The sequence below is a fragment of the Pseudorhodobacter sp. genome (assembly GCF_030452865.1).
Classification (GTDB): domain Bacteria; phylum Pseudomonadota; class Alphaproteobacteria; order Rhodobacterales; family Rhodobacteraceae; genus Pseudorhodobacter.
Genome location: NZ_JAKDLJ010000094.1, coordinates 1 through 10,533 on the forward strand (window position 1 = coordinate 1; position 10,533 = coordinate 10,533).

Consider the following 10,533-nt stretch of genomic DNA (forward strand, 5'->3'; position numbering starts at 1 on the left):
AGCACCCCGTCCGGCAGCATCACGATCTGATCGGGTTTTTCGCCGGTCGCAGGCAGCGTCGGCAGCGCCTTGATTCCCGCCATTTCCGCAATCTCGGCTTGCGCGTCGGCGATTGCGTCAGTGATCGAGGTGTCAATGTCCGCCGCACCAAAGCGGATGTCGGATGTCGTGACCGTCTTCCAACCAGTCCATGCTGTTGGCTGTTGTGCTTCAGGAATGAATTTCGCACGAACCTCATATTCAGTCAGAGGCAAAACACCATCGGAAATGTAAATCTCACCCGCGCCAACGGTTTCTATAAGCGATGGCGGCAAGTCGCGCCCTGTCGCTTCGACACGGGTCTCAAACTTGACCGCTCGTACGTCGGGAATGTCACCGGTCCAAACAGCACGAATAGCAGGCCTGCGCCCGACGCCCGTGCTGTCTGGAATGCTGGATGCAAAAACATCAAAGTCGCCAACATCCTGCACCGTGATCGGCTGCACAGACGATCCGGGGATTGCCGGAGCCTCAAAATCGGTTGCGGTGTTGAAATCATAATCAGCCGGATCAACTTCGGTCAGATCCACAACCACATCACCGTCGGCAAGATCAATCATTCCGTCGACCCGGAACTGTTTTTCGACATAGCCATTGCGCGCGCTGGTCCACGTCACCACGTCACCCGGTTCCAGCGGCCAGTATTTTGGCGGCAAGTGCAACGTGTGCCGCCGCGCGCGGCGTGCCTCATTCAGCGCTGATTTCATCAATCGCTGCACCTGTTCGGCGTAAGGTACAAAATCAAGTGACACGTCGACCAACAAGCGCCGCCCGCCATCCTGCGCTTCATAATCCGGGCGATAGAGCGGGGGTGCGGTCTCTGTCTGCCATCCAGCAGCTGGGGATGGGTATTTGCCCGAAATGCCGTTCACAGTATCGGATAACCCAAAAAACGGCGTGAAAGACTGCCCAGACGTGGACATGACTTCATCATCAGTTAAAGACATGACCGGCACATCCACCGCACCGGCAAACAGCTTGTAAACCCCGCCCGCGTCCGACAAACGTCCATTGCAAGCATCCAGAAGGCTTTCGATCACGCCGACAATTTCAGCGCCGACAGGCAACTCTCCCGATGCGCGAAATTGAGGTTCAGGACCATCCGTCCCGGTCACTTCGGTCGCACACTTTCGAATTTGTCCGATCCAGTGATCGACCGGAAGCTGTGCCGCAGACACATCTTGCAGACCGTAAAACCACTCGCCATTGTAACGAATGCCCCGAAGGACGTTGTAAAGTTGTACCGCTGGGTTTTGGGAGGGCTCCCACGTGGACGGCGTGTTCCAACGTTGGGGCCCCAAGCCTCCAACTGTCGCGTCCCTTGCTGGATTGTAAAAGGCAATGCCTCGAACAACGAACAAAAATGAGGGGAACCCATTCTGAAACATATCCGAGTTCAAATAAGCGCGCATGACGACGAAAGCTTTGCCGTGTCCAACAGCGGACGCAAGCCAAGGACGCTCTGCTGATGACGCAATGCCTGTTAACTCGTCATCCGCGATCGTTTGGGTTCCATCGTAAAATCGCATCCGCAGGTATTCAGTACCGCCCGCGGTAAATTCGTTTACTTGTGACCAACCATCCGCTGCGCCGGATGGGCCAAAAGTTCGCTTTTCGCCATTAACCCACAAACCCGATATGCTGCTTAGGGGCAAATCCGAAAGCGTGATGGCCCAATACATCAAAACACTGGGTTTTCCCCCTTCATCGGCAGTATTGGCAAAAGTCAGCGTTCCAGCTGTCGCAAATTCACCAACGATAAAGGCCTGCGGAATATCTGCCCCGCGCCCAATCTGACCCCGGACCGAAAAATCCTGACTTTTACCCCTCTTGCCAGCCAGCTTTTGCGCCAAGGCGGATAGGCCAAAAGATGCAACCGTTTTGAGAAGGAAGGTGCCAATCGAAGCTGCCGTGATACCGGCAAAAAAGGTGCTGATTGATGCGGCAATCGCGGAGAAAAACGGCATTTACAGCACCTTCGAATATGTGATTTCAGCGGGCTTGAACCCGGCGCGCGCGTATAGCTTTTCAGGCGATTTTCCGGGCAGTGCCGATATGGACGCTTGGCAACACCCCATTTCTCGCGCCCAGTCGGTATAGGCGTCGATCAACGGACGGGCTGATCGCCCGCGAAATGGCGGATCAATCCAGAAGGCCAGTTCTGTTGCCAAAGCCACGGGCGAAAACAGCGATCTGGACGCGACAGCAAATAAAAAACCACGGGCACTGCCATCATGGTCAAGAACCAATGCCAGCCTATCCCGACCAGCGATCTGCATCCGAACGAACCCAGAAAGAAAATCTGCATCGGCAGGCAACCCGGTTCCAGTCACCGAAAGAAATTGTAGCCCCATTCGCACAAGTGTGGGCAAATCGTCAGACGCGGCAGGACGGATCAACGATTTTGGCCCGTGTAGGTATTCAAGGCGATTGAAAGCAGCGACGCTTGGGAAACAGGCGGCACACCACCCGACGCACTGGACGCCTTGCCCCAGTTCATTTCCCAAGTCCCAACTGCCGCCGAATGAAGGCAGAACGTATCCCCTGACGTGCGCTTTTTCATGTCAGCATCCGACCTCGTGGCCGTGTTGCGGCGACTCATTTCTTGGCTATGGCTAACGCAGGTCAGTTCAATCTTGCCTTCACCTGACTCGGCTGGCGTTTCGATCTCCACCTGGTCAACAAAGCCAAGAAAGCGAGAGTAGCACGGAGAAAGCTGAACCAGAGTCGCGGGTGCGAACAATCCCCGAAACACCCCAACACGCGCCTGTTTTACGTCATAGCCGCGCACCAAATCATTCGGGTCTGCAATCTGGCTCAAGCTGATCGTGATCGTTTGCACGGACAGGTTCGAAACCAGTGTGATCGGCGAAATATTGATCAACCCACCAGCGCCTTGAAAATCACGGGTCACGATACTGCCGACGCGCGGATCATCAATTTGTGCCGAAACGGTGCCAAGGTCAGACCAATAGCCCACATCGACCGGATCGCCGGTTGTGCCATTGCGCGCTTCGATCCAAAGAAAATCCCTGATTGTGACATTGCGCTTTAACAATGCAGCTATGGCGGGGGCCGAAAGGGTTCTCATGTAATCACCTGCGTTGCAGTCCACGAAACAGTATCGTAAAGCCGACCATCAGCATTGCGTTCGACACTGCCGGGATCCACCATGAACAGCGCAGGCGCATAGCGCAGGGTGACGGGCTGACCGGCGATGATGCTGGGACGCAGGCCGGGCCGCACCTCAAACCATGGGCTAAGACCGGTTCCCGCAGCTGTCACAGTTTCTGCCGCACGCAAAAGGTGCAGATTGGTGCCATCATCAATCGACACCCAATCACCCTTTGTCAGCACAAACGCGGGTGGCAGCCCAGACAGGCGCAGCGCCAGCCGATCCGCGTGGATGACGTTCACTGTCACCCCTGAAAGTACTGATACCTTGTCGGACGCCGGGAATGGCCGGGCCGGATCATAGCCGATGAACAACTGCCCACCATTTTCCAGCGTCAAAAGATCGGTTTCAACTTCGCCAGCACGATCACGCAAAAGCCGTCTGGTCAAATATGACACCTGCCACAATAGCGGGCCCAAGTCCTTGACCAATGTCACCCCGCCTGCCGTGCGGCTCATCTCCTGGCGCCACAAGGGTTTGATGCGCGGCGTTGATACCTGAAACTGAAGGCCGGTCAGAATATCAGCGCGCGGAAACGTCAGGCTCATGTAATCTGCCTCCGCTTGTTCGCCATATTCACTGCTTGGATAACCCGGCCCGTGAACTCGACTTGCGCCTTTGCCATCGCGGCCTCTAAACGTGCGACCGCGCCGACATCGGCACCGCGCGCGTCGATCACTGGCGCATAGGTGAAGTTTCCGCCAGCTCCGCCGCCACTTGAACGAACACCAAGTTTTCCGCCGATCCGGGTTAGTGGCATGATCGCTTCCGGACCCGCCTCGCCCATCAAACCCGCGCCGCCACGCATCGGAAACATGGTCGGGCTGTTGACCACGCCACCCATTGCGAACGCGGTCAACCGACCATTTTCAAACGCATTCCCATTGGCACTTTTGACCAATGGTATCCACCCGTCCGCACCAAAAACGCTCGGCAACATAAATGACAAAAGCTGAAAAGCACCTTGCTTGAACAGCATCTTGCCGATCTCATCTGCCAAATCTGCAACGGCGTCTTTGGCCTTGCCAGACCCTTCATAAATCCCATCAAAAATCCGATCCATACCGCTACGCACGGAACCTGCGACTTCAGCCGCAAACTTGCCTTGGCTTTCAAACTCATCCTTCAGGGATGCCATTTTGCGTTGATACACTTCTGTCGAAATGGCACCGGATTTGTAAAGCGCCTCGATCTTCTCCATCTCGATCGCATAGCGTTCGGCTTTGGTGCGGGTTTCGTCGAATAGCTTCTGTTGGATTTTCAACAACTCGTTCTGTTCTTTGGCTTTTCCACCACCGCCCTTGGTCGTTTTTGATTTACCCGTACCGCCCGTTGTGATGTCTTCGAATTTCGTATCCATCAAGGCTGTCGATCGGGTGATGGTGGTGTCCAATAATGCCGCCTCTGCTTTCAATTTCCGCACAGCCAACAGATCGACCTTAATTTGGTCGGAAAATTCGCTTCCAATGCCGTCTGTAATTTGACCGCGCGCATACCCAGGCACGTCGCGTATATTGGTGTTGTTGGTCGGATCAAACTTGTTCAGATCATCCAGCCGAACCTTGAAACCTTGATACTGTCGATCAATCGCTTCTTGCGAATTGGTGATAGCTGTGGCCATTTCCTGCCCGCGAATGCGCAGTAGCTCTATTTCAATTGCCAGCACTTCTTTGCGGGCCGCAAATTCGGAACGGGAGTTGGCAACAACTATCGACGCCGCCGCCGACGATGCACCACCTGTTTGTGAAATCGCCTCATTATATTGCCGTTGCGTTGATTCCAGCGCTGAAACTGCGCCTTCCACGCCACCAACCGAACCTTTCAGCCCAACCATTTTATCGGCCATCGCCGCCGCGCCATCGGCATTCTTGAAAAACAGCGGCGCAAGGGCTGCCATCACCGCCACAGCAGCCCCTGCAACAGCGCCCAGAATTCCGAACCCACCCAAAAGCTGCGGCATTTGCTGCGCGAAGGCACGGCTGGCCGACTGTCCCGAGGCGACTTGCACCGCAAAATCCCCGATTTGATAGGATGCGTTTTGCACCTGCATCCCCATTCGGCGGCTACCATGTTCCATCGCGCTGAATGCACGGGTTCCTTGCGCCCCGGCCGCTGTCAACTCATTGCGAAACTGGGTGCCGCCGACAACGGCCAGCCGAACCGAAACTTGCTCTGCCAAGGTCAGTCCTCCGCGTTCATGTTTGTGATTGCCACTGCCTCAATCGCGGGCAGCCATTCGGCCAGCAGGCGGGCATCAAGCCCGCGTGCGGCCCCCAGCGCCAAAACCGACGCCATATCCCAGCCGTAATGCACCATAGCGGACATCCCGACAGCGGCGCGGGTTTGACCGTGCAGGTGCAGCACCAAATCCCAAACCTGCCAGCCCTCTAAGCTCTGCGGCGCGTTTTTGTGCCGCGGGCAGTTTTGACAGATTGTGTCGCAGGCACCGCAATACTCTGCGCCGCCGCCGAAGTGCCATTCAGCGAGGGCGCAGAGCCGTTTTTTTCCGCATCCACCACCAGCCAAGGGTGGAAATACTGCTCCAAAAATGCGCTGTAGGGTTTATACATATCCATCAGCGCGGCAATCGCGGCAGGGCTGGGCGGGATGACCGCGCCATCCCGATCGCCAACCCCTTCCCATTCGATCACCGCCGCCTCGAATACCGCAGCGGCTTGGGCGACAGAATGGGCCTCACGATCTTCTGCCTCAATCGCGGCAAGCACCCCCGGTTGACTTTGGGCGCGCAACAAAAAAGCGTTGCACATCGGGCGCAAATGCACCCGCACGCCCGGCATAAGGTCAATCCAGACCGGTGCGGCAGCCAGATTTAGGGTGAGCATCAGTAGGCCGCCACCGAATTGGTCAACACAGCCGTCATCATCCGCGCCGGACTGGTTGCTTTGGACGCCTGCCAGTCAAACGTGACCTGGACGCCAGCCGGGCCTTGCACTTCCTTCTTCGGGATTGGCAGGTACACTTCATGCGCCGTAAATGTCAGTTTCACCCCTGCCGAAATCTCATAGCTGAAGGACAGGCTGCATGACGAACCATCTACCGCCTGATTGTAAAGTGCTGCACCGTCGAAGCGTGCCACCAGCTGGCCGCCAAGTGTAGCGACCCCTTCATCTAGGCCTTCGATCTTGCCGTCGTCGCGCAACACCTCCACCCGATCAAGGGTGTTGGAATACGCCAGATTGGCCGAAACGATGTTGCCGAGATCAGATCCATTCCGTTGCACGGAACCGTTGAAGCTGCCAAACCGCTGCAAAACCGTCGCTGTCGGCGATCCGGCCGCGCTACTGGTGGCTGTCGTTTCGCCCTGTGCAATCAGACCAACCGTCGCCGTGATCAGCCCCTTTCGCTGCATATTGATCGTCAGCATGTTGGCTTTGACGCCGCTGTACATCGAATAAAATGGCACATCCGGATGGCCGATCTCCAGCGCCATGCTCGGCAGGGTCGCGGCCCCCGATACAAAGGTATGGGTATAGGGCGCGCTGGCGCCGGTTGTTGTAGGCGCGCCCAACAACCCTTTCAACCAGTAGCCCATCGAGACAGCGCAGACCGGCACCACCATGTCGCCGTCCACGTCGATCGCGTCTTTCACCGGAGCAAATGGATCACGGCCATTGCCCAGCAATTCGCTGTCGAGCAGCGGTTGCGCGGCGCCGATCCCGGCGCTGGCAAAAGGTACTTTCAGATATCCCGAAGCGGGGGCGGTGCCGTAAGCCGATTCAAACGCGAGCAGGGCTTGCGCCCGCGATCCTTGTGCGCGTGCCATCTAGTGTTTCCTTTTCTAATCTATCGGTTCAGATTGTTCAGTTCAGCGGATCCGTGGTGCTGTAGTGCAGTACCACCGCCACTGCGGCAGCTTTCAGCCCAGTGGCCCCTTCCAGCGCCAGTTCAGACGGCTCGGGCGCTTCCGCCTCCACCCAATCGCAAAGCCCACCCAAGGTGCGATCCGCCGCGATCAGGCTGCCGACCTCGACCAACAGCGCATCAAATTTGGCGTCACGCCCGTCTTTTGCCTCGATGAACACATCCATTTCGGCGCGGTGCTGGTAATGCCACAACGGCGGCGACAGCGTGACATCCGGCTCCCCCGGCACACCGTCATGCAAGATCAGCAGGCCAGCGGCAGGCACGCGGGCGGGCAGCCCGACATTGCGCAGCACCTCTGCCGCGCTGGACCCCAGTAGGGCCGCAAGGGCCGTCAAAACCGTTTCGCGTTTCGACATCACATCTGCCTTTTCCATGCCGATCGGATGCGCGCCGGCAGCCCTGCGGCTTGGCTTCGGGCCACGGCATCCAGATCAAGGCGTTTGCGCAATTTCACCTGTGGCACCAACACAAAAATCGGGATGGTTGCCGCCCCGGTCAGAATTCCATCTTTGCGGCGCTTGCCGCCTTTATTCACAGCCAACCGACGCTTGTTCTCGCGGCTATCATCGGCCACCAGAAGGGCGGTGTTGCCTTTGCGAAACACAAAGCGCAGGCGCTTGCCAGTGCGGCGTTCCCACTGCAACGGGGTGATCTTGGCACCGCGCGCGCCTTTTCCCGCCGCGGGCAGCGGGATTGCCAGCCAGAACCCGTCACTGGACCGTATCAACGGCCCGGTGTTGTGCGCAGAAATCAGCTTGGGCGCTTTCGACCACACCAAACCCGCCGCATTCGGGCTGGCCTTGCCTTTGGGGAAAACCTGCGACCGGATTGACCCGGCCAGTTTATTACCCAACCCTGCCGAGGTGATCTGACCGCGCCAAGCGGTCTTAAGATCAAGCGTCGCCCCTGCAACGCCCGCCGTCACCGCCCGCGCGCCCACGTCAATCTGCCCTTTCATAAATCGCGGCAAATCGTTTTGGATGGTGACAAGTAGTTTCACGGGGTCGGAACCAGGTGCAACAGCCAGCGAATGCGTTTTGCATCGCGGCGGGGTTCACTGTGAATCGCTAAGTTCACACCGCCCAGAACGATGATATCGTCTATGGCAGGCGTTGGAACATCAGCAACCGACACCAAGATATACGTCGTCTCACTGACTACCCGAGACATTCCGTAATCTTGAACCTCATCAGGCTGATGAACAATCGCACGAATAGGCGTTGCGGGCGAGGACCCGCCCGCAAGCCAAAGGGCATCCACCGCCAAAGGCCCATCAAGGATGGACGCCAGATCAGCGGCAAAGTCGATCACTGCCCAGTACCAGACTGGGCGGCGGCCTTCTTAGCCGCTTCATCCGCATCGGCCTTGGCCCTGGCAGCGATTTCAGCCGCTTCGGCTGCGGCCTTTTCTGCTTCGGCATCTGCTTCGGCTTTGGCTTTCTCAGCAGCTTCAATTTCAGCCACATCGGCAAACAACTGACGGTTCAATTTGCCAGCGCCGTCCAAAACATCGACAATTTCACCACTTTTGAACGACAGCGCCTGATCTCCATCAAGATCATAGATGTCCTTCTTCGATTTCGGCCCCAATTGATGGATGCGGGGCGCGTGCTGATCCGGGGTAAGGCGCAAACGCGCTGGCCCTCGGATGGTGGCCCCCATAGGGGCCACTACCAAAAGTTTTGTCATGTTACACCGCCTGCACAAGGCAGGAATGCTGCCAATAACCATAGCCGACGTTGCGGATGGCTTTGACGCCGTATTCGTGGCGATCTTCTTTGAATTCCAACTCGGAACCCTCCGCAATTGCCGAAACCGTGACCCCTTCTTCTTCCTGCATGATGAAGGGTTTGGTTTGGCCATCCGTGCGGAACACGGCCAGCTTGTCAGTCCAGGTCAAGCGCGGGTTGACGGCCAACTTGAAGGTGAACCCGTCCAGATTGGTCATCAGGTTGGTATCACCGCCGCCGACATAGGAGTTCTTGATCGCTGCTGCAGCATTCTTGAACCATGCAGTTGGCACTTTGATAAGAAACTCACGCGCGCTTTCGTTCATCGGTTCGCCCTGATCATCCTTGAACCCAAGGATTTGCTGAACGCCAGACAAAATCATCTCGCGCATTTCTTCCACCGATGGATTGTTCGCCGTGCCGTGCAAGACGGCTGGAACGCCAGAAATATCAACGGTGATATCGTTGTTCTGGGTGCCGCTGCTGCCTTCGGAATGGTCAGTGTCGAAGAAATACTGGCCATCATAGCAAACGGCACTTTCCGCGCCGACAATCAAGCCAGACATCAGACTCTGCCAATGTGTGACGGTGCGATCCGCCATCTCATTGATGCGCACCATGATCTGGCCCGTCTAGTCGCGGCGCATCCAATCCACAGGAACGCCCATCGTCGCCTCGAACTTCTTGTTCTCGATGGTAATGCCGTTCTCGCGCAGACCTTTGGAATGGCGTCCACCAACCCATTCACGCATAGCCGGGGCCATCCCCAGCCACTTGTAGGTTTCAGATTCCTGATCGGTCTGGAACAGCATCCCCAGATCCGTCACCCACGACGCCTCTTGTGCCACGTCCAGCCGGTTGTAAAAGCTGCCGATGATCGCACGAGACGAAAGCCCCTTATTCGCAGACATGTTGTCTTCCTTTCAAAATCAGGCTTGCAACGCAGCGCGCACGAGGCCTGCATCGAATTCCACGACAGCCGAACCAGTGCCATCCCAACGGCTGACATAGCCGATGAGCGAGTTGGTGGATGCCGTAAGGGTGAAAGTGTTATCATCCGACGCATAGACCGCAGGACGGTCATTGGCGGTGATGGCGAGGGCTGCAATCGGCAACACAATGCGTCCGCGCGTCAAAACACGCACACGCTTGTCACCTGCCGACCCGGTGGAATTGTCGACTTGCTCCTGGGCAAAGCCCTGAAACGCATCGCCAGCGACCAAGGGCCGGGAATACCCCGACCCGTTTTCACCCACCGCAGACCCTTCATAGATGATGTCTGCGGCGATGACCGGGTAGTCTTCCATATCCCCGAGCTGATAAGCGCGGGGGGTGTCAACTGCTTGAGTTGCCATTGTCGTTCTCCGTTAAAAGAAAAGGGGGGATCAGCCGCGCGTCAAAATTTTGGCGCGACCAGACTTGGTTGCCTTGGCATAAGCAAGGTAGGTGTCGAACTTGCCACCGAATTCGGCCCGCAATTTGGCGTCCTTATCCCACTCGGCCTTGGCAGTTTCGTCGTCGCTGGCCGCATCCAGCGTAACGGTGGTCTGCAAAACCACTGGGGCCACTCCCGCAGCGGCATCTGCCGCCAAACGTGCCGCCAACAGATTGGCGCCAGAGGCCTTATCTGCTTTGACAATTTGCAAGGCCAGTTCTGCCGGGGTGGTTTTGCCATCTGCTTTGGCATCCGCGACCAGTTTCTCAT

General features: G+C 57.1%; 14 protein-coding genes and 3 pseudogenes. 1 reads left to right on the plus strand and 16 read right to left on the minus strand.

What is annotated here, in order from left to right; all coding sequences use genetic code 11:
* Nucleotides 1–1,217: phage tail protein (locus L0H65_RS07670; RefSeq protein ID WP_301458271.1), on the minus strand; the 1,217-nt coding region annotated here is incomplete at its 3' end.
* 751 nt (nucleotides 1,218–1,968) lie between these two features.
* On the opposite strand from L0H65_RS07670, the gene L0H65_RS07675 reads away from it, so the two are divergent.
* Nucleotides 1,969–2,139 carry a hypothetical protein gene (locus tag L0H65_RS07675; protein WP_301458272.1) on the plus strand — a complete coding sequence of 57 codons (171 nt, stop codon included), beginning with the start codon at nucleotides 1,969–1,971 and terminating at the stop codon, nucleotides 2,137–2,139.
* A 295-nt stretch (nucleotides 2,140–2,434) separates the two neighbouring features.
* Here L0H65_RS07675 and L0H65_RS07680 read toward each other — a convergent pair whose 3' ends face one another.
* From L0H65_RS07680 to L0H65_RS07750, 15 genes and pseudogenes are all read right to left on the minus strand, one after another.
* Nucleotides 2,435–3,130 carry a hypothetical protein gene (locus L0H65_RS07680; RefSeq protein ID WP_301458273.1) on the minus strand — a complete coding sequence of 232 codons (696 nt, stop codon included), beginning with the start codon at nucleotides 3,128–3,130 and terminating at the stop codon, nucleotides 2,435–2,437.
* On the minus strand, nucleotides 3,127–3,762 hold the full coding sequence (locus L0H65_RS07685; RefSeq protein ID WP_301458274.1) for a hypothetical protein: 636 nt from the start codon (nucleotides 3,760–3,762) through the stop codon (nucleotides 3,127–3,129). Before L0H65_RS07685 ends, L0H65_RS07680 begins: the two co-directional genes overlap by 4 nt.
* A 155-nt stretch (nucleotides 3,763–3,917) precedes the next feature.
* A pseudogene (locus tag L0H65_RS07690) lies at nucleotides 3,918–4,103 on the minus strand (phage tail tape measure protein); the annotation flags it as partial.
* A gap of 819 nt (nucleotides 4,104–4,922) precedes the next feature.
* Nucleotides 4,923–5,291, minus strand: a pseudogene (locus L0H65_RS07695) (phage tail length tape measure family protein); the annotation flags it as partial.
* A 104-nt stretch (nucleotides 5,292–5,395) separates the two neighbouring features.
* Entirely contained in the window at nucleotides 5,396–5,578 is a 183-nt protein-coding gene (locus L0H65_RS07700; protein ID WP_301458276.1) for a hypothetical protein, read from the minus strand.
* A gap of 23 nt (nucleotides 5,579–5,601) precedes the next feature.
* Complete coding sequence (locus tag L0H65_RS07705) at nucleotides 5,602–6,057, minus strand: hypothetical protein (RefSeq protein ID WP_301458277.1); 456 nt, start codon at nucleotides 6,055–6,057, stop codon at nucleotides 5,602–5,604.
* Nucleotides 6,057–6,998 (minus strand): phage tail tube protein, encoded by a 942-nt coding sequence (locus L0H65_RS07710; protein ID WP_301458278.1) that lies wholly within the window; start codon nucleotides 6,996–6,998, stop codon nucleotides 6,057–6,059. The genes L0H65_RS07705 and L0H65_RS07710 overlap by 1 nt, the downstream gene beginning before the upstream one ends.
* A 37-nt stretch (nucleotides 6,999–7,035) precedes the next feature.
* Nucleotides 7,036–7,458, minus strand: coding sequence for an acyl-CoA transferase (locus L0H65_RS07715; protein ID WP_301458286.1), 423 nt, complete (start codon nucleotides 7,456–7,458; stop codon nucleotides 7,036–7,038).
* The gene (locus L0H65_RS07720; protein ID WP_301458279.1) at nucleotides 7,455–8,099 is read right to left on the minus strand and encodes a DUF6441 family protein; all 645 of its coding nucleotides are present in this window, start codon (nucleotides 8,097–8,099) and stop codon (nucleotides 7,455–7,457) included. Before L0H65_RS07720 ends, L0H65_RS07715 begins: the two co-directional genes overlap by 4 nt.
* On the minus strand, nucleotides 8,096–8,410 hold the full coding sequence (locus tag L0H65_RS07725; RefSeq protein WP_301458281.1) for a hypothetical protein: 315 nt from the start codon (nucleotides 8,408–8,410) through the stop codon (nucleotides 8,096–8,098). Before L0H65_RS07725 ends, L0H65_RS07720 begins: the two co-directional genes overlap by 4 nt.
* Entirely contained in the window at nucleotides 8,407–8,730 is a 324-nt protein-coding gene (locus tag L0H65_RS07730) for a hypothetical protein (protein ID WP_301458282.1), read from the minus strand. The genes L0H65_RS07725 and L0H65_RS07730 overlap by 4 nt, the downstream gene beginning before the upstream one ends.
* Before the next feature lie 58 nt (nucleotides 8,731–8,788).
* A complete protein-coding gene (locus L0H65_RS19805) occupies nucleotides 8,789–9,220 on the minus strand; it encodes a Mu-like prophage major head subunit gpT family protein (RefSeq protein ID WP_367651981.1) in 432 nt (143 codons plus the stop codon).
* A 93-nt stretch (nucleotides 9,221–9,313) separates the two neighbouring features.
* Nucleotides 9,314–9,739: pseudogene (locus L0H65_RS07740) on the minus strand (Mu-like prophage major head subunit gpT family protein); the annotation flags it as partial.
* Between the two features lie 18 nt (nucleotides 9,740–9,757).
* Entirely contained in the window at nucleotides 9,758–10,183 is a 426-nt protein-coding gene (locus L0H65_RS07745) for a hypothetical protein (RefSeq protein WP_301458283.1), read from the minus strand.
* Nucleotides 10,184–10,213: 30 nt separating this feature from the next.
* A partial coding sequence (locus L0H65_RS07750) for a hypothetical protein (protein WP_301458284.1) occupies nucleotides 10,214–10,533 on the minus strand: 320 nt, incomplete at its 5' end.